The organism is Mycobacterium avium subsp. avium, from assembly GCF_009741445.1.
GTDB lineage: Bacteria > Actinomycetota > Actinomycetes > Mycobacteriales > Mycobacteriaceae > Mycobacterium > Mycobacterium avium.
This window is the reverse complement of record NZ_CP046507.1, coordinates 3,285,591-3,306,803: the sequence shown is the minus strand read 5'-3', so window position 1 is coordinate 3,306,803 and position 21,213 is coordinate 3,285,591. Positions and strand designations below refer to the sequence as shown.

The window sequence follows — 21,213 nt, the reverse complement described above, 5'->3', positions numbered from 1 at the left end:
CGCTCGGACTCAGGAGTGGTAGGGCTCCGCGCTGACCAGCGTGACCTCGACGGTGCTGCCGTTGGGCACGGTGTAGCTGCGGGTCTCGCCCACCTTGGCGTCGATCAGCGCCCCGCCCAGCGGTGAATTGGGCGAGTACACCTCGAGCTTGCCGTCGTTGACGCCCTCCTGGCGGGTGGCGATGAGGAACGTCTCGGTGTCGGACTTGTCGCCGTTGTAGTAGACCTTGACCACCGAGCCGGGCAGCGCGACACCGGACTGCTTGGGCGCCTCGCCGACCTTGGCGTTGTTGAGCAGATCCTGCAGCTGGCGAATCCGGGCCTCCTGTTGGCCCTGCTCTTCGCGCGCGGCGTGGTAGCCGCCGTTCTCGCGCAGGTCACCCTCCTCGCGGCGGTCGTTGATCTCCGCGGCGATGACCGGACGATTCGCGATCAACTGATCGAGCTCGGCCTTGAGCCGGTCGTGCGACTCCTGGGTAAGCCAGGTCACGGAAGTATCCGTCATCTCGTCGTGCTCCTCGTATGTTGTTCCGCGAGTTCGCGTAAGTCCTGTTAACTCCGTCGCCCAGAGCGTGCGGGTGCCTCCCCGTGTGCTGCCGCCCCGTTTTGCTCACGGCCGCTAATGCAGCAACACGGCCCCAACCGGAACCGTGCATTCATCCATGTTACCACCGCGCAAACAGTCGATGACTCCAAATTCGCAGTTCGGCGTCGATCCGGGCCGGTCAGGACGGCCGCAGATAGCCGGGCACGTCGGTGCCGCAGCCGTAGACGTCGGCCACCACCGGCGGCTGGAAGGACTTCACCGTCGTCGTCACCTCGACGGTGGCCGCCCCGGACGGCGGGACCAGCAGCTCGCGCCGGCCGGTCTCGCCGCCGTCGTGGGAGCGGACCCGCACGATGCAGTCCACCGGGCGGGACGGATCCGATCGCGTCACGCTGATCGTGATCGACGCGGTCTGGTCGTCGAGCACCCGGTACCCGACCATCGTCGCCTTGACGTCGCTGGTGCCGAACCGGTGATAGCCGACGACGGCCACCGCCAGCCCGGCCGCCACCACCAGCACGCCCAGCGCGGCGATCACCCACCGCCGCGGAATGCGCGACAGCGGCGAACGGCCGTAGCGCTCGCTCGGGCGGGTTTCGGTCATGGTGGTTTTGCCTGGTCATCGGGCGCCGGCAGCGGCCGGCAGCGGGCACGGATGCGGAACTGGAATTATAGGGTCAGACCGGGCGACCACCGGAAGTGACAAGGGAGCACGTGAGCGAATTGCGGTTGATGGCGGTGCACGCCCATCCCGACGACGAGTCCAGCAAGGGCGCGGCCACCCTGGCCCGCTACGCCGACGAGGGCCATCGGGTGCTGGTGGTGACGTTAACCGGCGGCGAGCGCGGCGACATCCTCAACCCGGCGATGGACCTGCCCGAGGTGCACGGCCACATCGCCGAAATCCGGCGCGACGAAATGGCCAAGGCCGCCGAGATACTCGGCGTCGAGCACATCTGGCTGGGCTTCGTCGATTCGGGATTACCCAAGGGCGACCCGCCTCCTCCGCTGCCCGAGGGATGTTTCGCCCTGGTGCCGCTGGAGGAGTCGATCGAGGCGCTGGTCCGGGTGGTCCGCGAATTCCGGCCGCACGTGATGACCACCTACGACGAAACCGGCGGCTACCCGCATCCCGATCACATTCGCTGCCACCAGGTTTCGGTCGGCGCCTACGAGGCGGCCGGCGACTACCGGCGCTTCCCGGACGCCGGCGAGCCGTGGACGGTGTCCAAGCTGTACTACAACCACGGCTTCCTGCGGGCGCGGATGCAGCTGCTGCACGACGAAGCGGTCAAACACGGTCACGAACCGCCGTTCAAGAAGTGGCTCGAGCATTGGGATCCCGCCCACGACCCGTTCGAGTCCCGCGTCACCACCCGCGTGGAATGCTCGGCCTATTTCAGCCAGCGCGACGACGCGCTGCGGGCGCACACCACCCAGATCGACCCGGACCACGACTTCTTCGCCGCCCCCATCGCATGGCAGCAACGGCTTTGGCCCACTGAGGAATTCGAGTTGGCCCGCTCCCGGGTCCCGGTCCGGTTGCCCGAAGACGACCTGTTCGCCGGAATCGAGCCCGACGCGTGAACCACCTCCTGGTGCTCTCCGGTGCGGTGGCCGACGGCGCACCGCACCACACCGGACCCGACTTCGGCAAGGCCAGCCCGGTCGGGTTGCTGATCGTCGTGCTGCTGTTGATCAGCACGCTGTTCCTGCTGCGGTCGATGAACCGGCAACTGCGCAAGGTGCCCGAATCGTTCGACCCCCAACACCCCGAGCCGGATCAGGCCGCCGACGAGGGCACCGACGCGGTCGACGCGGAGGGCGCACCGGACGCCGATCCCGGCCCGGACCAGGCCAACGGGTCACCGCGACCCCCGGGATCCGGCGATGAGCCCGGCTGACCCGTCGGCCACGAATACCCTTGGGCGGGCGACCAGCCCGTATCTGCGTCAGCACGCCGACAACCCGGTGCACTGGCAGCAGTGGACCCCGCAGGCACTGGCCGACGCCGCCGCCCGCGACGTGCCGATCCTGCTCTCGGTGGGGTACGCCGCCTGCCACTGGTGCCACGTCATGGCCCACGAGTCGTTCGAAGACCCCGACGTGGCCGCGGCGATGAACTCCGGATTCGTCTGCGTCAAGGTCGACCGCGAGGAACGCCCCGACATCGACGCGGTGTACATGAACGCCACCGTCGCCCTGACCGGGCACGGCGGTTGGCCGATGACGTGTTTCCTGACACCGGACGGCCGGCCCTTCTTCTGCGGCACCTACTATCCCAAAGACGCCTTCCTGCAACTGCTTTCGGCTGTCTCGGCCACCTGGCGGGAGCGCCGCGGCGAGGTCGAGGAGGCGTCGGACCGCATCGCCGGCGAGCTGCGCAAGATGACCTCCGGGCTGCCCGCGGGCGGTGCGGACCTCGCGGCGGCGCTGTGCGACGAGGCCGTCGCCGCGATCATCGCCGACCGGGACACGGTGCACGGCGGGTTCGGCGGCGCCCCCAAATTCCCGCCGTCGGCGCTGCTGGAGGCGCTGCTGCGCAGCTACGAGCGCACCGGGTCAGCAGCGGTGCTGCAGGCGGTGGCGCACACCGGTGCGGCGATGGCCCGCGGCGGGATCTACGACCAGCTGGGCGGCGGCTTCGCCCGCTACAGCGTCGACAACGCTTGGGTGGTACCGCATTTCGAGAAGATGCTGTACGACAACGCGCTGCTGCTGCGGGTCTACGCGCATTGGGCCCGCCGCACCGGCGACCCGCTGGCGGCGCGGGTCACGGCCGAGACCGCGCGGTTTCTGCTCGACGACCTCGCCGACGGCGACATGTTCACCTCGTCGCTGGACGCCGACGCCGACGGCCGGGAGGGCTCGACCTATGTGTGGACGCCGGCACAGCTGACCGAGGTGCTCGGGCCCGACGACGGGCGTTGGGCCGCAGCTGTTTTCGGGGTCACCGAGACCGGAACGTTCGAGCACGGCAGCTCGGTGCTGCGGCTGCCCGCGGACCCGCCGGACACCCCGCGGTTCGACCGGGTGCGCGCGGCGTTGCTGGCCGCCCGGCGCAGCCGAATCCAGCCAGGCCGCGACGACAAAGTCGTCACGTCCTGGAACGGCTTGGCCATCACCGCTTTCACCGAGGCCAGCGTCGCGCTGGACGACCTCGGGCTCGCCGACGCCGCCCGGCGCTGCGCACGGTCTGTGCTCGACCTGCACGTCGTCGACGGCAGGCTGCGACGGGCCAGCCTGGGCGGGGTGGTCGGCGACAGCGCCGCCATCCTCGAGGACCACGCGATGCTGGCCACCGGCCTGCTGGCGCTGTATCAGCTGAGCGCCGAGGACAGCTGGCTGACCGCCGCGACCGACCTGCTCGACACTGCCCTGGCGCATTTCGCCGATCCGCAGCGGCCCGGCCGCTGGTTCGACACCGCCGACGACGCCGAGCGGCTGATGCTGCGGCCGGCCGACCCGCTGGACGGGGCCACCCCGTCGGGCGCGTCGTCGGTCACCGAAGCCCTGTTGACCGCCGCGCACCTGGTCGGCGGCGAGCGCGCCGAGCGGTACCTGCGCGCCGCCACCGACGCGCTGCGCGCGCAGGCGGTGCTGCTGGAACGCGCCCCGCGCACGGCCGGGCATTGGCTGGCCGTCGCCGAGGCCGCGGTGCGCGGGCCGCTGCAGATCGCGGTGGCCTGCGACCCCGCCCGCTCGGCGCTGCTGGCCGACGCGCGACGGCTGGCGCCCGGCGGGGCGATCGTGGTGGGCGGCCCGCGGGATTCGTCGGAGCTGCTGTCCGGCCGCGACCGGGTGGCCGGCGCCGACGCCGCCTACGTATGCCGCGGCCGGGTCTGCGACCTGCCGGTCACCCGCACACCCGAACTGGCCGCCGCCCTGGGTGCGCCCGCGCCCTGACCGCGAGATACCCTGCGTCGCATGCCGAATGACGCCAAGACCGACGCGATCAGGAACACGGTCCACCGCTACATCGAACTGGTCGCCAAGGGCGGCGCCGACGACTTGGTCGAGCTGTACGCCGACGACGCCACCGTCGAGGACCCGGTCGGCGGCGAGGTGCACATCGGCCGCCAGGCCATCCACGGCTTCTACTCCGCGCTCGACAACCTGCAGCGCGAATGCGAGCTGCTGACGCTGCGGGTGGCCGGCAACGAGGCGGCGTTCCACTTCCGGCTGACCGTGACCGCCGGCGAGCACCGGATGGTGATCGAGCCGATCGACGTGATGGTGTTCGACGGCAACGGGAAGGTCGCCGCGATGAAGGCGTACTGGTCCCCGGACGACGACGTCAGCCGGCCGTAACCCGGACGATCATGCCGTGGCCAGCCACGCATGGTCGCCGGTGTAGAACACGGCGAACCACATGGCGATGTAGTGCAGGATCGCCGCGATCGCGGTGAGGGCGTGGAAGAACTCGTGGTAGCCGAACGTGCTAGGCCACGGATCCGGCCAGCGCAGCGCGTAGAAGATGCCGCCCACGCTGTAGAGCACCCCGCCCACCGCCAGCAGCACCATCGCGGCCACCCCGGCCTGGTGCAGGATCGTCGGCGCATACCAGATGGCCACCCAGCCCAGCAGCAGGTACAGCGGCACCCCCAGCCAGCGCGGCGCGGTCGGCCAGCAGACCTTGAGCGCGATGCCCGCCAGCGCGCCGCCCCACACGATGCACAGCACCACCACCCCGGTGTTCTGCGGCATCACCAGCCGGGCGAACGGGGTGTAGCTGCCGGCGATGAACACGAAGATCATCGAGTGGTCCAGCCGCTTCATCCGGGTGCGGGCGGCCTCGGTCTTCCACTTCACCCGGTGATAGGTGGCGCTGACCGCGAACAGTGCCACCGTGGCCGCGGCGTAGATCAGCGTCGAATGCCCGGCGCGCGGCGAGGCGGCCGCCCACGACACCGACACCAGCGTGGCGCCGGTGATGACGGCCAGCCACGCCGAGTAGAAGTGGATCCAGCCGCGCATCCGCGGCTTGCCCAGAACCTGGGCGGCGCCTTCGACGAGCTGCTCGACGGTGTTGCCCGGGACGATCGCCTCGTGATCGGGCTCCGGGTTGGGGGCGGTGCTGGTCTGGCTGCTCATGTCTCCTGGGGGTGGTCTGCCGGATAGGGATGCAAGGGATGCGGCCGGCGGCTGCTCACCAGTCAGAGTAGCCAGGAACGGCCGCGGCGCCGTCGCGAGCTGTGCGGCGACGGCCCGCACGACGCGGCCGAAATCAGCACCGGTGAAACGATCGCCGCTGGCAGTAGGGTGTGTGTTCGTGGAAATCATTCCGCCGCGACTCAAGGAGCCGCTGTACCGCATCTATGAGATGCGGTTGCGCCAGGAGCTCGGTGCCGCGAAGGCCGACCTGCCCCGCCACATCGCGGTGCTGTGCGACGGCAACCGGCGCTGGGCGCGCGACGCCGGGTACGACGACGTCAGCTACGGCTACCGGATGGGCGCGGTCAAGATCGCCGAGATGCTGCGCTGGTGTCAGGCAGCCGGCATCGAGATGACCACGGTGTACCTGCTTTCCACGGAGAACCTGCAGCGCGACCCCGACGAGCTGGCCGGGCTGATCGAAATCATCACCGACGTCGTCGAGGAGATCTGCGCGCCGGCCAACCGGTGGAGCGTGCGCACCGTCGGCGACCTCGAGCTGCTCGGCGAGGAGCCGGCCCGCCGGCTGCGCGGCGCCGTCGAGTCCACCCCGGTCGAGGCGTCCTTCCACGTCAACGTCGCCGTCGGCTACGGCGGCCGGCGGGAGATCGTCGACGCCGTGCGCTCGCTGCTGAGCAAGGAACTGGCCAACGGGGCGACGGCCGAAGAGCTGATCGAGGCGGTCACCGTCGACGCGATCTCGGAAAACCTGTACACCTCGGGGCAACCCGATCCGGACCTGGTGATCCGCACCTCCGGCGAGCAACGGCTGTCGGGTTTTTTGCTGTGGCAAAGCGCCTACTCCGAGATGTGGTTCACCGAGGCGCACTGGCCGGCCTTCCGCCGGGTCGACTTCCTGCGGGCGCTGCGCGACTACAGCCAGCGGCACCGCCGCTACGGCAAATAACCCGCTGCCCGGAAGGCCTTAAGCACCCGTCGACCTGCGTGCCACACTTGGTGCATGGCTGCGCTGTCGGCGGTGGTGTTCACGCTGAGCGCCTGGCTGGGCCTGTATCTGGCCGCCCGCGATCCGCGCAAACCCGTCCTGGTGCTGGCGGCGATCGGACTGTGCGGGTTCGCGCTCGTGGTGGGGCTGGACGCGGTCCGCACCGCCAGTCCCGCGCACGCCCCGCTGCTGAGCCGCGTCGAGATCTACCTGACGGCGGTGCCCGGCGTGGCCTGGTTCGCGGTGCTCGTGGAGCTGTCCCGGCCCCCCGACGGCTGGCGCAGCCGCACCCGCGAGGTGCTGCTGGTGGCCGGGGTGGCGGCGCTGACGCTGCTCGGCGCGGCGCTGGCCGGCAGCGTGGACGGGCCGCTGCGGCCCGGCCACTGGCTGATGATGGCGGCGATCTCGGTGTCGACCCTGGGCGCGATGGCCGTTGCGTTGCGCCGGCCGCGGCGGCCCCGGCCGGCCGTCGGGCTGGCCGTCACCGCCACCTTGTTCTTCGCGCTGGCCAACGCGATCCTGATCATTCCGCTGGGCCTGGTGCCCAGCTGGCTTGCGCTGGCCTCGACGAGCTGCGACGTGCTGGGGCTCGGCGTCGCCGTCGCGCTGTGGGACGCGTTCGACGAGGGGCACGCGCTGCGCGCCGACATGCTGCGCTCGTTCGCCGGTTCGGTGGCGGTGGCCGTGCTGTTCGGCGGCCAGGCGCTGATCGGGCTGGCGGTGACCCGCGCCGATCCCGGCGCGCGGACCGCGCTGACCGTGCTGCTGTTCACCAGCCTGGCGATCGCGATCACCGTGCAGGTGCTCGCGGATCCGCTGGCCGGGCTGCTCGACCGGCTGGCGTTCTCGAAATCGCCTGCGCTGCGGGCGGATCGGGCCGCGCTGCGGCACACCGGCGCGGCGCTGCCGCTGCGCCAGGAGCATCCGCTGGACGGCGTCGACGACGTCACCTTCGCCAGGCTCACCCGTCGGGCACTCGGGCACTACGGGGATCTGACCAAGCTGGTCGCCAGCCCGCTGACCGCGTTGCCGGTGATCGACGAGCGGCTGGCCGCCCGCGGGGCCCCCGACCAGCCGATCGAGCGGGCCACCGAGCTCAAGGCCGTGCTGGCCGACGCCATCGCCCGGCTCAAGCCGCGCGACGGCGGCGACTTCGGGACCACCGAGGAGTGGCGCCACTACAACTCGCTGTATTTCCCCTACGTCGTCGGGGTGCGCGCCTACGCCCAGAACGCCACCGCGTCGGGCCTGGATCCGACCGCGCGGCAGGCCTGGCAGTGGTTCGTCACCGAGGTTCCCCAGCGCTCGTTGCACAACTGGCAGAACGCCGCCGCCCGGCTGATCGCCGCCGACCTTCGCGGGCGGGTCCCGGTTCCCAGCGAGTAGAACGGGTACTGCAGTCACCGCGGTCGCCGGACGGCACAGCGCTGTGCCCCGCGCCCGTGACCAGGCCACTAGCCGACACGGACTGGCGCGTGTCAAATATTTACCCGCTGACGGGAATAGCCGGGTGAACCAGCTGGTCATACAACTCGTGGCAGCAGTTGGCAGCGCCACGAGTCGATATGGCAGTGCTCCGGCGGCACGCTCAAACCTGTTCGACACCAACCCGCCATCGCGAGGAGTAATCACATGAGCACTGTTTCCGGGGTATCCGGCGTCACCGTCCGGCCCCTCTACGACTCGACCGACTCGCTGTTGCGTTTCGCGGTGCGCGCCGACGCCACGCTGACCGGATTGTGCGGTCTGGCCGTCGCCGTCGCCGCCGATCCGCTCTCGTCGCTGACCGGCCTGACGTCCTTCCAGGAGTACATCGGCGGGGCCTTCTTCGTGCTCTATGGCCTGGTGGTGTTCAGCCTGGGCGCGCTGCCGGACCTGCGCCGCGCGGGTATCAGCATCGTGGCGGCCAACGCGGTGTTCACGCTGGCCGCGATCGTGGCCGCCGGCGTGTTGCCGCTGACCGGCGCCGGAGTCGCCCTGACGCTGGCCAGCGCGGCCTACACGGCGGCGTTCGCCGCCGTGCAATACGCGGGAGTACGCCGCCTCGAGACGGCCTGACCGCCGGCCGGCGCCGGGCTCACAGCTTGCGCAGCCGCAGCCGGTTGATCGAGTGGTCGGCGTCCTTGCGCAGCACCAGGGTGGCCCGCGGCCGGGTGGGCAGAATGTTCTCCACCAGGTTGGGCCGGTTGATCGAGCGCCAGATCTCCCGGGCCGCGGCCACCGCCTTGGTGTCGTTGAGCGCCGCGTAGTGGTGGAAGTGCGACTCGGGATCGGCGAAGGCGGTGCTGCGCATCGCCAGGAACCGCGAGATGTACCACTGCTCGATGTCTTCGATCCGCGCGTCGACGTAGATGCCGAAGTCGAACAGGTCCGACACCATCAGGGTGGGCCCGGTCTGCAGGACGTTGAGGCCCTCCAGGATCAGGATGTCGGGATGGCGGACCACGTGCTTGGCCCCCGGGATGATGTCGTATTTCAGGTGTGAATACACCGGCGCGCAGGCGTAGTCCGAACCGGACTTGACCGACGTCACGAACCGCATCAGCGCCCGGCGGTTGTAGCTTTCCGGAAATCCCTTGCGGTGCATCAGGTTTCGCCGGTCCAGCTCGGCGTTCGGGTACAGGAACCCGTCGGTGGTCACCAGGTCCACCCGCGGGTGGTGGTCCCAGCGGGCCAGCAGCGCCTGCAGCACGCGCGCGGTGGTCGACTTGCCGACGGCCACGCTGCCGGCCACCCCGATGACGAACGGCACCGGCCGGTCCGGGTTTTGCTGAGGTTCGCCGAGGAACTCGGCGGTGGCGGCGAACAACCGCTGCCGGGCGGCCACCTGGAGGTGGATGAGCCGGGCCAGCGGCAGGTAGACCTCTTCCACTTCCAGCAGGTCGATTTGTTCGCCCAGACCGCGCAGGCCGACCAGTTCCTCCTCGGTGAGGGCCAGCGGCGTGGACATACGCAGCGCACGCCATTGCTTTCGGTCGAACTCCACATACGGGCTCGGCTCGCTAAGCCGCGGCATAGTGCAAGTGTGGCAGGGGCTCGCCCGCGCCCGACGGCAGGGCTGGCGAAAAGCCGGCCCTGGATAGACTGGCGCCGTGACTGCTGCACCTGACGCTCGCCCCACCGCATCCGACACGGCGTCGCTGATGTCGGCGCCGCTCGCCGACATCGACCCCGACATCGCCGGGTTGCTGGGTCAGGAGCTGGGCCGCCAGCGCGACACGCTGGAGATGATCGCCTCGGAGAACTTCGTCCCGCGCGCGGTGCTGCAGGCCCAGGGCAGCGTGCTGACCAACAAGTACGCCGAGGGGCTGCCCGGCCGCCGCTACTACGGCGGCTGCGAGTACGTCGACGTGGTGGAGAACATCGCCCGGGATCGGGCCAAGGCCCTCTTCGGCGCCGACTTCGCCAACGTGCAGCCGCATTCGGGTGCCCAGGCCAACGCGGCCGTGCTGCACGCGCTGATGACGCCGGGGGAGCGGCTGCTGGGTCTGGACCTGGCCAACGGCGGGCACCTGACGCACGGCATGAAGCTGAACTTCTCCGGCAAGCTCTACGACGTCGGCTTCTACGGCGTCGACCCGACCACGCACCTGATCGACATGGACGCGGTGCGGGCCAAGGCCCTCGAGTTCCGTCCCAAGGTCATCATCGCCGGCTGGTCGGCCTACCCGCGGGTGCTGGACTTCGCGGCGTTCGCGTCGATCGCCGACGAGGTCGGCGCCAAGCTGTGGGTCGACATGGCACACTTCGCGGGCCCGGTCGCCGCCGGGCTGCACCCGTCCCCGGTTCCGCACGCCGACGTGGTGTCCACCACCGTGCACAAGACGCTCGGCGGCCCGCGCTCCGGCCTGATCCTGGGCAAGCAGGAGTACGCCAAGTCGATCAACTCCGCGGTGTTCCCGGGCCAGCAGGGCGGGCCGCTCATGCACGTCATCGCCGCCAAGGCCGTCGCGCTCAAGATCGCCGGCACGGAAGAGTTCGCCGACCGGCAGCGGCGCACCCTGTCCGGGGCGCGCATCCTCGCCGAGCGGCTGTCGGGCGCCGACGTGGCGGCCGCCGGCGTGTCGGTGGTCAGCGGCGGCACCGACGTCCACCTGGTGCTGGTCGACCTGCGCAACTCGGAGCTCGACGGCCAGGCCGCCGAGGACCTGCTGCACGAGATCGGCATCACCGTCAACCGCAACGCCGTGCCCAACGATCCCCGGCCGCCGATGGTCACCTCCGGGTTGCGGGTGGGCACGCCGGCCCTGGCCACCCGGGGCTTCGGGGACGCCGAGTTCAGTGAGGTCGCCGACGTCATCGCCACCGCGCTGGCGGGTGGCCGCGGGGCCGATCTGGCGGCGCTGCGGGACCGGGTCACCCGGCTGGCCAGGGATTTCCCGCTGTACGAGGGCCTCGAAGACTGGTCGCTGGTCGGCCGGTAGCCGGCCGCTGGGGACCAAAGTCACCACTTTGCCCGCGGCGGCGCGGACGATTTCACGAACCTGTGTACGCAAGTTACAGTTATCTCCATGGCCGAAAGACCTGTCGCTAACGCGCTGACCCTGGAACTCGAGCCGGTTGTCGAAGCCAACATGGATCGACACCTGTCCACCGAGGAACTCTGGTTCGCCCACGACTACGTGCCGTACGACCGGGGCGAGAACTTCGCCTTCCTCGGCGGACGCGACTGGGATCCGTCGTCGGCCACGCTGCCGAGGCCGCTGACGGACGCCTGCGAGATCATGCTGCTACTCAAGGACAACCTGGCCGTACACCACCGCGAGCTCGTCGAGCACTTCATCCTCGAGGACTATTGGGGCCGCTGGCTGGGCCGGTGGACCGCCGAGGAGCACCTGCACGCCATTGCGCTGCGGAATTACCTGGTGGTGACCCGCGAGGTCGACCCCACCGCCAACGAAGAGGCCCGCGTGCAGTACGTGATGAAGGGCTACCGCGCCGACACTTACAGCCAGGTGGAGACCCTGGTCTACATGGCCTTCACCGAACGCAGCCACGCCGTGTTCTGCGAGAACCTGTCCGCAAAGCTCGAGGAGCCGATCCTGTCCGGGCTGGTCGACCGGATCTCCCGGGACGAGCGGCGCCACGAGCTGTTCTTCTCCAACCTCGTCGCGCACTGCCTGGAATACACCCGCGACGAGACGATCGCCGCGATCGCCGCCCGCGCGGCCGAGCTGCAGGTGCCCGGCGCCGACATCGACGCCTACCAGGACAAGCTGCGCAACGTCGCCGAGGCCGGCGTCTTCACCGAGAATGACCTGCGCCAGGTGATCTCCGACCGCATCCGCGCATGGGGTGTGGCCGACGAGCCCGCCCTCAAGCCGTTCGTCATCGGCTGACCCTTCTTCGCGCGCCGGCGCGCACCCGTCGGCGCGCCTGCGCTGCTGCGCAGCGGCCACGAGAGTAGCGTCGTTCTCGATGGCCAGCGTCATGCTCTGCTGCCAGGGCGGCACCTCCCGTCACCACAACGGAAGGACCGGCCCCGGTCCTGGTGCTGCGGTTCCCGTCGACATGCCTGCGCGGGTCCGCGCGGGCTCATCCCGCTCGAGGAGCGCTACGTGACCGATATCCGGACCTACGTGATCGACACCTCCGTGCTGCTGTCCGACCCGTGGGCGTGCAGCCGGTTCGCCGAACACGAGGTGGTGGTCCCGCTGGTGGTGATCAGCGAACTGGAGGCCAAACGCCACCATCACGAGCTGGGATGGTTCGCCCGCCAGGCGCTGCGTCTGTTCGACGATCTGCGGCTGCTGCACGGGCGGCTGGATCAGCCGATTCCGGTTGGGACGCAAGGCGGTTCGCTGCACGTCGAGCTCAACCACACCGACCCGGCGGTGCTGCCCGCGGGTTTCCGCAGCGACAGCAACGACTCCCGGATCCTGAGCTGCGCCGCCAATCTGGCCGCCGAGGGCAAGCGAGTCACCTTGGTGAGCAAGGACATTCCGCTTCGGGTCAAGGCCGCCGCGGTGGGGCTGGCCGCCGACGAGTACCACGCCCAGGACGTGGTGGCCTCCGGCTGGTCGGGGATGCACGAGCTCGAGACCGCGACCGAGGACATCGACGCGCTGTTCACCGAGGGCGAGATCGACCTGGCGGAGGCGCGAGACCTGCCGTGCCACACCGGAATTCGGCTGCTCGGCGGAAGCTCGCACGCGCTGGGCCGGGTCAACCCGGACAAACGTGTGCAGCTGGTCCGCGGCGATCGGGAGGCGTTCGGGCTGCGCGGGCGTTCGGCCGAACAGCGGGTGGCGCTGGACCTGCTGCTCGACGAGTCGGTGGGCATCGTGTCGCTGGGCGGCAAGGCCGGCACCGGCAAGTCGGCGCTCGCGCTGTGCGCGGGCCTGGAGGCGGTGCTGGAACGGCGCACCCAGCGCAAGGTGGTGGTCTTCCGTCCGCTCTACGCCGTGGGTGGTCAGGAGCTGGGCTACCTGCCCGGCAGCGAGAGCGAGAAGATGGGCCCGTGGGCGCAGGCCGTCTTCGACACCCTCGAGGGTCTGGCCAGCCCGGCGGTGCTCGACGAAGTGCTGTCCCGCGGCATGCTCGAGGTGCTGCCGCTGACCCACATCCGCGGCCGCTCGCTGCACGACTCGTTCGTCATCGTCGACGAGGCGCAGTCGCTGGAGCGCAACGTGTTGCTGACCGTGCTGTCCCGGCTGGGCACCGGCTCGCGGGTGGTGCTCACCCACGACATCGCCCAACGCGACAACCTGCGGGTGGGCCGCCACGACGGGGTCGCGGCGGTGATCGAAAAGCTCAAGGGCCACCCGCTGTTCGCCCACATCACCTTGCTGCGCAGCGAGCGGTCGCCGATCGCCGCGCTGGTCACCGAGATGCTCGAGGAAATCGCCGGGCCGCACTGACGGCGCCTGCTTTCGCGGGGCTCGCTCGTAACGCCACGGCGATTCCGGGGCCCGGTTTGCGCCCTGCCGTTACGAGCGGCGGCCTCGCCGCCCCGGGGTGTGCGGCCGCTTTCGATAAACTTCCACGGTGGCGAAACGACCCGACACCCTGGCCTGGCGCTACTGGCGCACGGTCGTCGGGGTGCTGGCGGCCGTCGCGGTGCTGGTGATCGGTGGGCTGACCGGCCACGTCACCCGCGCCGACGACCTGAGCTGCTCGGTCGTCAAATGCGTGGCGCTGACGTTCGACGACGGGCCCGGCCCGTTCGACGAGCGGCTGCTGCAGATCCTCAAGGACAACGACGCCAAGGCCACCTTCTTTTTGATCGGCAACAAGGTGGCCGCGAACCCGGCCGGCGCCAAGCGCATCGCCGATGCGGGAATGGAGATCGGCAACCACACCTGGGAACACCCCAACATGACCACCATCCCCACCGAGGACATCGCCGCCCAATTCACCAAGGCCAATGACGCGATCCACGCCGCCACCGGCCGCACCCCGAACCTGTACCGCCCCGCCGGCGGGCTGTCCAACCCGGTGGTGCGTCAGACCGCCGGTCAATTGGGGCTAGCCGAAATCCTTTGGGATGTAATCCCTTTCGATTGGGCCAATGACTCCAACACCGCCGCGACGCGGTACATGCTGATGACCTACATCAAACCGGGCTCGGTGGTGTTGTTCCACAACACCTACTCGAGCACCGTCGATCTGGTGTACCAGTTCATCCCGGTGCTCAAGGCCAACGGCTACCGGCTGGTGACGGTCAGCGAACTGCTGGGGCCGCGAGCGCCCGGCAGCAGTTACGGCAGCCGGGAGAACGGCCCACCGGTCAACGGGCTGCGCGACATCCCCGCCTCCGACATCCCCAAGCTGCCCGACACGCCCTCGCCGAAGCCGATGCCCAACTTCCCGATCACCGACATCCCCGGGCAGAACTCCGGCGGGCCGAACAACGGTGCCTAGCACGCGGGCAGCTACAGAGGAGCGAAAGTCCGCTCGGCGGTGGCTGTTTCGCTACGGGCTGGACATGAGCCTGTCGTATGTGCTGGCCGTCGGCGAAGCCGCGGCCATCCTGATCCCGTTGCGCGGCCACACGTCCGTCGGAGTCAACGCCGACTTCGCGCGGCAGAACACCGGGCCGGTGCTGGCGCTCATCGCGCTGGGCATCATCGGCGTCGCGGTGGCCGGCGCGCTGAGCCTGGCTCCCACGCTGCGCTGGTATGTCGCGGGCGAGGAACCCACGCCGCAGCAGCGCGACGCGGTGATGAAGCTGGCCGGCCGCCAGTCGGCGATCCTGGTGACCGCCTGGGCGGTGAGCGGTGGGATCTTCCTGCTGCTGAATCTGGCTGGGGGAGCACGACTTCTGCTGCCCATCGCGCTCGGCGCGTTGCTGGGCGGCTCGGCCGCCGCCGGCACCGGGATGCTGCTCGCCCAGCGCACGCTGCGGCCCATCATGCGGGCGGCCACGCTGGGCGCCGAGCCGCGCCTGGCGGTGCCCAGCGTGTACGCGCGGCTGGTCCTGCTGTGGTTCCTGTGCAGCGCGTTCCCCATCGCCGTCATCGCGGCCCTGGTGGTGCTGCGCTCGTACGGCTGGTTGGTCGAGAAGTCCGCGTCGCTGGATGTGCCCATCCTGGTGGTGTCGCTGGCGGCGCTGGTGCTCGGGCTGCCGACGATGATCTTGACGTCGCGCTCCATCTCCGATCCGATCGGCGAGGTCGTCGATGCGATGGCCGAGATTGAGCACGGCCGGATGGAGACCTACGTCGGCGCCTACGAGCGCTCCCAAATCGGCAGGCTGCAAACGGGTTTCAACCGGATGGTGGCCGGGCTCGCCGAGCGTGACCGGCTGCGCGACCTGTTCGGCCGGCACGTCGGCGCGGACGTCGCGCAGCGCGCCATCGAAGAGGGGGCGTCGCTGTCCGGGGACGTGGTGGAAGCGGCGGTGCTGTTCATCGATCTGGTCGGCTCCACCCAGCTCGCGGAAAGCCGCCCCCCGCAAGAGGTCGCGGAGGTGCTCAACGACTTCTTCCGGATTGTCGTCAACGCCGTCGACGAACACCACGGTCTGGTCAACAAATTCGCCGGCGACGCCGCGCTGGCCGTCTTCGGGGTGCCGTTGCCGACCAATGAGCCGGCGTCTGCGGCGCTGGCGACGGCCCGCACGCTCGGTACCCAATTACGGCAGTTGCCGGTCGATTTCGGGATCGGTGTGTCCGCGGGCCGGGTCTTCGCCGGCAACGTCGGCGCCGAGAACCGGTACGAATACACCGTGATCGGTGACGCCGTGAACGAGGCGGCGCGGCTGGCCGACCTGGCCAAGACCGCCGACCGCAGAATCCTGTGTTCGGCGGCGGCGATCGAGGCGGCCGGCGAAGCCGAACGCGGGCACTGGGCCGAATGCTATTCCACCGTGCTGCGCGGGCGGTCCGAGACCACCCACGTCTCGGCGCCCACCGGTTAGGACTTCGCGACCTTCAGCGCGGCGATGATCTTGCCGATCAGTCCGGCCGAGGCGCTGTCACCGATCGGTGTGCTGCCGATGAACACGCTGACGGGTTTGGTGTCGACCGCGATGATGGTGACCGAATCGCCCTTGACGTTGCGGGTGGGGTCGGCGATGGTGACGTCGGCGTCGGCCCGGACCGCCTTGGTACCGTCGACGGTGATCGGTGACGTCTTGATCGGGCCCAGGGTGGGCATCGCGTTCGCATAGCCGGGCCCGTTGGCCAGGCACTGCATCAGTTTGGTGGCCTGCGCGGTGAGGTCCATGCTGGGGACGAAGTTGGTGACGCCGACCTCGGCGGTCATCATCCACTGGTTGGCCCCCGGCACATCCTGGGCCACGCCCAGCGCACCGATCAGGTTCGGGCCCTGGTCGTCGGAGAACACCGTCCACCCCGACGGCGCCGCGTTGGCCGGGAACGAAAGCTTGCCCGCGGCGATGGAGTCGGACCGGGGCATGTCGCCGCCGGACACGTTCGGGGTGCAATCGGTGGCGTTCTGCGCCGAGTTCTTCGGCTGCGACACCGAGGTACTGGTGGACGACGGCGTGGCGCCGGACGGCTTGCTGCCGTGCCCGCCCTTCATCACCACCAGGGTGGCCACCAGCGCGATCACCGCCAGCACGACCAGTCCGGCGACGATCAGCCAGGGCAACTTGGAGCCGGGGCCGCCGGGCGGCGGTCCCGGCGAGTAGGGCCCGCCGGGACCGAACGGCTGTCCGGGACCGGGATACGGCGCACCCGGGTACGGGCCGCCCGGGTAGGGGCCACCCGGGTACGGGTAGCCGCCGCCCGGCGGCGGGTAGGGATACGGACCGCCGGCCGGATACTGCCCGGGCTGCGGATAGGGGCCGCCCTGTGGCTGGCCGCCCTGTGGCTGACCGCCTGGTGGCTGGCCGCCCCAATTCGGCTCCTGCCCATACGGATTGCTTCCGTAGGACCCCGGGCCGTAGGGACCGCCGGGAGGAGCCGTCATCGAAAAACCATCCTTACTGTCATCAACCGCCGTCACCGAACGGTTGGCTCAGTCCTGCGGCTTGACCTTGGCCATGGCCAGCACGTCGAGCCGGCGGTCGAGCTCCTCGAGCGACAGCTTGTCGCCGATCAGCCCGCGGTCGATGACGGTCTGCCGAATCGTCTTGCGCTCCTTGAGCGCCTGCTTGGCCACCGCCGCCGCCTCCTCGTAGCCGATCGCCGAGTTCAGCGGCGTCACGATGGACGGTGAGGATTCGGCGAGCTCGCGCAGGTGCTCCACGTTGGCGCTCAGCCCGCTGATGCAGCGCTCGGCGAACAGCCTCGACACGTTGGTCAGCAGCTTGAACGACTCCAGGATGTTGCGGGCCATCATCGGGATGTACACGTTGAGCTCGAAGGCGCCCGACAAGCCGCCGACGGCCACCGCCGCGTCGTTGCCGATCACCTGCGCAGCGACCTGCGTAACCGCTTCGGGGATAACCGGATTCACCTTGCCCGGCATGATCGAGCTGCCCGGCTGCAGATCGGGAAGGGCGATCTCGGCCAGGCCGGTCAGCGGCCCCGAACCCATCCAGCGGATGTCGTTGGCGATCTTGGTCAGCGACACCGCGATGGTGCGCAGCGCGCCGGAGGCCTCGACCAACCCGTCGCGCGCCGCCTGGGCCTCGAACGAGTTTGTCGCCGTGCGCAATTCGCTCAACCCGGTGGAGGCGATCAGCGTCTCGACCACCTTGGCGCCGAAGCCGTCGGGAGCGTTGAGGCCGGTGCCCACCGCGGTCCCGCCGATCGCCAGCTCACCCAGCCGGGGCAGCGTGGCCCGCACCCGCTCGATGCCGGCCTCGATCTGGCGGGCGTAGCCGCTGAACTCCTGGCCGAGCGTCACCGGCACGGCGTCCATCAGGTGAGTGCGGCCCGACTTGACCACGGTGTGCCACTCGCGGGCCTTGCTCGCCAGGGCGTCGTGCAGCACCTGCAGCGCCGGAATCAGATGGCGCACTGCGGCTTCCGTGGCCGCGATGTGGGTTGCGGTGGGGAAGGTGTCGTTCGACGACTGCGACATGTTGACGTCGTCGTTGGGATGCACGGTCACCCCGTTGGCGGCCGCGATGGACGCGATCACCTCGTTGGTGTTCATGTTCGAGCTGGTGCCCGAGCCGGTCTGGAAGACGTCGATGGGAAACTGGTCGTCGTGGCGACCGTCGGCGATCTCGGCGGCCGCGGCGATGATCGCGTCGGCCTTCTCCGGCGCCAGTAACCCCAGATCCTTGTTGACCTGCGCGCAGGCGCCCTTCAGCAGGCCCAGGGCGCGGATCTGGGTGCGTTCCAGGCCCCGGCCCGAGATCGGGAAGTTCTCGACCGCGCGCTGGGTTTGCGCGCGCCACAACGCTTTTGCGGGTACCCGGACCTCGCCCATGGTGTCGCGCTCGATGCGGTAGTCGGTGTCGCCGTCGTCAGTGGCCATACAGTGGCTTCCTCGTTCTCGGGTCGGTTCTCAGGGCAGGGGATAGGCGGCAGAGCTGTCGCCGGTGAAGTCGATGGCGGAGTACTCGTTGAGCTTCGACAGCCGGTGGTAGGCCTCGATCATCCGGACGGTGCCCGACTTCGATCGCATGACGATCGACTGGGTGGTGCAGCCGCCGGGGTAGTACTGCACACCCTTGAGCAGGTCACCGTTGGTGACCCCGGTGGCGCAGAAGAAGACGTTCTCACCGGAGACCAGGTCCTCGGTGGTCAGGATCTGGTCCAGGTCGTAGCCGGCGTCGATGGCCTTCTGGCGTTCCTCGTCGTCGCGGGGGGCCAGCTGCGCCTGGATGGCGCCGCCCATGCAGCGGATGGCGGCGGCGGCGATGATGCCCTCCGGGGTGCCGCCGATGCCGGCCAGCATGTCGGTGCCGGAGTGCGGGCGGCAGGCCGAGATCGCGCCGGCCACGTCGCCGTCGGTGATCAGCCGGATCCGGGCCCCGGTCTCGCGGACCTCGTCGATGAGCTTCGCGTGCCGCGGCCGGTCCAGGATGCACACGGTCATGTCGCGCACCGACAGGGCCTTGACCTTGGCGACGGCCTTGATGTTCTCGGCGATCGGCGCGGTGATGTCGAGCACGTGCGCGGCCTCGGGCCCGACGGCGATCTTGTTCATGTAGAACACCGCCGACGGGTCGAACATGGCGCCGCGGTCGGCCACCGCCAGCACCGAGATGGCGTTGGGCATGCCCTTGCTCATCAGCGTGGTGCCGTCGATCGGGTCGACGGCGAAGTCGCACTCCGGGCCGTCGCCGTTGCCGACCTCCTCGCCGTTGTAGAGCATCGGCGCGTGGTCCTTCTCGCCCTCGCCGATGACCACCACACCGCGCATCGACACCGTGTTGACCAGCTCACGCATCGCGTCGACCGCCGCCCCGTCACCGCCCTCTTTGTCGCCGCGGCCGACCCAGCGGCCGGCGGCCATGGCGCCGGCCTCGGTGACGCGGACCAGTTCCAACGCCAGGTTGCGGTCTGGTGCCTCGCCGCGCGGCCGGCCCTGCGCCGGGGGCCGGCCGGCGGCGGCGGACGAGCGGTCGCCCTCAACTGTCATGGTTGCTGATTGTCCCAGAAGCGGATCGGTCCGCGAGAACTGGGATACTTGGAGGATGACCGAGCAGCCGTCGCTGAATGCCAGCTCGCCAGGCGAGTCTGCCGCGGCGGCCGGGCCCGTTCCCAGGCCGGAGAAACCGCGGCTGCTGCAGGACGGCCGCGACATGTTCTGGTCGCTGATACCGCTGGTGATCGGGTGTGTCGTGCTGGCCGGGCTGCTGGGCATGTGTTCGTTGCAGCTGCACAACAGACCGGGGCCCATCCCGTCCTACGACGCCGCGGCGGCCCTGCGGGCGGACGCCGCGACGCTGGGCTTCCCCGTCCGCCAACCGGCGCTGCCGGCCGGCTGGCAGGCCAACTCCGGCCACCGCGGCGGCATCCAGAACGGCCGGACCGACCCGTCGACCGGTCAACGGCTCAATGCCCCCACCTCGGTGGTCGGCTACATCAGCCCGACCGGGATGTATCTGAGCCTGACGCAGAGCAACGCCGACGAGGACAAGCTGATCAACTCGATTCATCCGTCGGCCTACCCGACCGGAACGGTCGACGTCGCCGGAACCAGCTGGGTCATCTATCAGGGTTCCGGTCAAAGCGGCGCGGACGCCGAGCCGGTGTGGACGACCCGGCTGACCGGCGCGGGCGGCGCCACCCAGATCGCGATCACCGGCGCCGGAAACGCCGAGCAGTTCCGTACGTTGGCCTCGGCGACCCAGTCGCAACCGCCGTTGCCCGTGCGCTGACGAAAGGCCGAGCATGACTGCACCAGAGGCTGATCTGTCCGGCTGGTCGGTGGCACCGTTCAGCGGTGGCGGCTACACCCACGACGTCTACCGCAAGGGCGTGGGCCCGGGCGTGGTGCTGATTCCGGAGCTGCCGGGGATTCATCCCGGGGTGTTGGCCCTGGGTAATCATTTGGTGGACAACGGTTTCACGGTCGCGATGCCGTCGCTGTTCGGTGAGCCGGGCAAGCCGGTGTCGCCGGGCTACCTCGTCGCGGGCATGACGAGGGCCTGCGTGGCAAGGGAATTCGCCGCGTTCGCCACCAACAAGCAGCGGCCGGTGGCGTTGTTCCTGCGGGCGTTGGCTCGTGACCTCAACGCGTCGACGCCGGGTGACGGGGTCGGGGTGATCGGCCAATGCTTCACCGGCGGTTTCGCGTTGGCCGCCGCGGTCGACGAGAGCGTGCTGGCACCGGTGCTGTCGCAGCCGTCGGTGCCCTTCCCGCTGGGCGCGACGCGGCGCCGCGACCCCGGCGTGAGCGAGGCCGAGCTGGCCACCGTGGCCGACCGGTGCGCCAATGAGGGCTTGTGCGCCATGGGTTTACGGTTCGGCGAGGACTGGACGTCGCCGCGTGAGCGGTTCACCGCACTCAAACAGCGGCTCGGCGACGCCTTCGAGGTGATCGAGATCGACTCGCGCCCGGGCAACGAACACGGCTTCGGCAAGACGGCGCACTCGGTGCTCACCCTGGAGGTCCGCGAAGTCGACGGCCACCCCGCCTACGAGGCCCGCAAGCGGGTGGTCGAATTCCTCACCCAGCGGCTGGGCGCGCGCTAGGCGAACCGCCTCGGGCTGCGCGGCTCATCGACCATAATGAGGCGACGCCGTTTTCAGTTT

General features: G+C 69.9%; 21 protein-coding genes. 14 read left to right on the top strand and 7 right to left on the bottom strand.

Translation table 11 applies throughout. The annotated features are described in order from the left end of the window. Positions 1 to 9 precede the first annotated feature (9 nt). Entirely contained in the window at positions 10 to 504 is a 495-nt protein-coding gene (greA, locus tag MAA44156_RS15240) for a transcription elongation factor GreA (protein ID WP_003872695.1), read from the bottom strand. A 220-nt stretch (positions 505 to 724) separates the two neighbouring features. Beyond that, positions 725 to 1,150 (bottom strand): DUF4307 domain-containing protein, encoded by a 426-nt coding sequence (locus MAA44156_RS15235; protein ID WP_009975363.1) that lies wholly within the window; start codon positions 1,148 to 1,150, stop codon positions 725 to 727. A gap of 110 nt (positions 1,151 to 1,260) precedes the next feature. On the opposite strand from MAA44156_RS15235, the gene mca reads away from it, so the two are divergent. From mca to MAA44156_RS15215, 4 genes are read left to right on the top strand one after another with little or no spacing between them, the layout of a single operon-like run. Then, entirely contained in the window at positions 1,261 to 2,133 is an 873-nt protein-coding gene (gene mca / locus MAA44156_RS15230; protein WP_009975365.1) for a mycothiol conjugate amidase Mca, read from the top strand. Further along, positions 2,130 to 2,450: a hypothetical protein gene (locus tag MAA44156_RS15225; protein WP_009975366.1), complete on the top strand. Its 321-nt coding sequence runs from the start codon at positions 2,130 to 2,132 to the stop codon at positions 2,448 to 2,450. The genes mca and MAA44156_RS15225 overlap by 4 nt, the downstream gene beginning before the upstream one ends. After that, on the top strand, positions 2,437 to 4,452 hold the full coding sequence (locus MAA44156_RS15220; protein ID WP_029248402.1) for a thioredoxin domain-containing protein: 2,016 nt from the start codon (positions 2,437 to 2,439) through the stop codon (positions 4,450 to 4,452). Before MAA44156_RS15225 ends, MAA44156_RS15220 begins: the two co-directional genes overlap by 14 nt. A gap of 21 nt (positions 4,453 to 4,473) precedes the next feature. Next, positions 4,474 to 4,857 carry a nuclear transport factor 2 family protein gene (locus MAA44156_RS15215; RefSeq protein ID WP_003875365.1) on the top strand — a complete coding sequence of 128 codons (384 nt, stop codon included), beginning with the start codon at positions 4,474 to 4,476 and terminating at the stop codon, positions 4,855 to 4,857. A gap of 9 nt (positions 4,858 to 4,866) precedes the next feature. On the opposite strand, the gene trhA is transcribed toward MAA44156_RS15215, so the two are convergent. Beyond that, positions 4,867 to 5,640: a PAQR family membrane homeostasis protein TrhA gene (trhA, locus tag MAA44156_RS15210; protein ID WP_009975371.1), complete on the bottom strand. Its 774-nt coding sequence runs from the start codon at positions 5,638 to 5,640 to the stop codon at positions 4,867 to 4,869. 178 nt (positions 5,641 to 5,818) lie between these two features. Here trhA and MAA44156_RS15205 point away from each other — a divergent pair, with 178 nt between their 5' ends. The 3 genes from MAA44156_RS15205 (at position 5,819) to MAA44156_RS15195 (ending at position 8,704) form a co-directional block, all read left to right on the top strand. Then, positions 5,819 to 6,607, top strand: coding sequence for a (2Z,6E)-farnesyl diphosphate synthase (locus tag MAA44156_RS15205; RefSeq protein WP_029248403.1), 789 nt, complete (start codon positions 5,819 to 5,821; stop codon positions 6,605 to 6,607). Between the two features lie 54 nt (positions 6,608 to 6,661). After that, a complete protein-coding gene (locus MAA44156_RS15200) occupies positions 6,662 to 8,032 on the top strand; it encodes a hypothetical protein (protein WP_003875368.1) in 1,371 nt (456 codons plus the stop codon). 246 nt (positions 8,033 to 8,278) lie between these two features. Further along, positions 8,279 to 8,704 carry a hypothetical protein gene (locus MAA44156_RS15195; RefSeq protein ID WP_003875369.1) on the top strand — a complete coding sequence of 142 codons (426 nt, stop codon included), beginning with the start codon at positions 8,279 to 8,281 and terminating at the stop codon, positions 8,702 to 8,704. 19 nt (positions 8,705 to 8,723) lie between these two features. On the opposite strand, the gene coaA is transcribed toward MAA44156_RS15195, so the two are convergent. Beyond that, entirely contained in the window at positions 8,724 to 9,662 is a 939-nt protein-coding gene (gene coaA, locus MAA44156_RS15190) for a type I pantothenate kinase (protein WP_003875370.1), read from the bottom strand. Between the two features lie 127 nt (positions 9,663 to 9,789). On the opposite strand from coaA, the gene glyA reads away from it, so the two are divergent. The 5 genes from glyA to MAA44156_RS15165 all read left to right on the top strand — a co-directional run bounded on the left by glyA (position 9,790) and on the right by MAA44156_RS15165 (position 16,007). Then, positions 9,790 to 11,070, top strand: a complete 1,281-nt coding sequence (gene glyA, locus MAA44156_RS15185; protein ID WP_009975374.1) for a serine hydroxymethyltransferase — start codon at positions 9,790 to 9,792, stop codon at positions 11,068 to 11,070. Positions 11,071 to 11,157: 87 nt separating this feature from the next. Next, positions 11,158 to 11,985 (top strand): acyl-ACP desaturase, encoded by an 828-nt coding sequence (locus tag MAA44156_RS15180; protein ID WP_009975375.1) that lies wholly within the window; start codon positions 11,158 to 11,160, stop codon positions 11,983 to 11,985. 219 nt (positions 11,986 to 12,204) lie between these two features. Then, positions 12,205 to 13,506, top strand: coding sequence for an RNA 5'-3' helicase PhoH2 (gene phoH2 / locus MAA44156_RS15175; RefSeq protein WP_009975376.1), 1,302 nt, complete (start codon positions 12,205 to 12,207; stop codon positions 13,504 to 13,506). 127 nt (positions 13,507 to 13,633) lie between these two features. Beyond that, positions 13,634 to 14,509 (top strand): polysaccharide deacetylase family protein, encoded by an 876-nt coding sequence (locus MAA44156_RS15170; RefSeq protein WP_003875374.1) that lies wholly within the window; start codon positions 13,634 to 13,636, stop codon positions 14,507 to 14,509. 64 nt (positions 14,510 to 14,573) lie between these two features. Then, positions 14,574 to 16,007, top strand: coding sequence for an adenylate/guanylate cyclase domain-containing protein (locus tag MAA44156_RS15165; protein ID WP_009975377.1), 1,434 nt, complete (start codon positions 14,574 to 14,576; stop codon positions 16,005 to 16,007). Here MAA44156_RS15165 and MAA44156_RS15160 read toward each other — a convergent pair. The 3 genes from MAA44156_RS15160 to glpX are packed head-to-tail and all read right to left on the bottom strand — an operon-like array spanning position 16,004 to position 19,594. Beyond that, positions 16,004 to 17,023 (bottom strand): hypothetical protein, encoded by a 1,020-nt coding sequence (locus tag MAA44156_RS15160; protein WP_029248404.1) that lies wholly within the window; start codon positions 17,021 to 17,023, stop codon positions 16,004 to 16,006. The genes MAA44156_RS15165 and MAA44156_RS15160 overlap by 4 nt on opposite strands. A gap of 48 nt (positions 17,024 to 17,071) precedes the next feature. After that, complete coding sequence (locus tag MAA44156_RS15155) at positions 17,072 to 18,484, bottom strand: class II fumarate hydratase (RefSeq protein WP_003875377.1); 1,413 nt, start codon at positions 18,482 to 18,484, stop codon at positions 17,072 to 17,074. A gap of 30 nt (positions 18,485 to 18,514) precedes the next feature. Continuing rightward, entirely contained in the window at positions 18,515 to 19,594 is a 1,080-nt protein-coding gene (glpX, locus tag MAA44156_RS15150; protein WP_029248405.1) for a class II fructose-bisphosphatase, read from the bottom strand. Positions 19,595 to 19,649: 55 nt separating this feature from the next. Between glpX and MAA44156_RS15145 the strand changes: the two genes are divergently transcribed. Beyond that, positions 19,650 to 20,336 (top strand): DUF4245 domain-containing protein, encoded by a 687-nt coding sequence (locus MAA44156_RS15145; RefSeq protein ID WP_009975379.1) that lies wholly within the window; start codon positions 19,650 to 19,652, stop codon positions 20,334 to 20,336. 13 nt (positions 20,337 to 20,349) lie between these two features. Further along, positions 20,350 to 21,153, top strand: coding sequence for a dienelactone hydrolase family protein (locus tag MAA44156_RS15140; protein ID WP_023879730.1), 804 nt, complete (start codon positions 20,350 to 20,352; stop codon positions 21,151 to 21,153). The last annotated feature ends 60 nt before the right edge of the window (positions 21,154 to 21,213 follow it).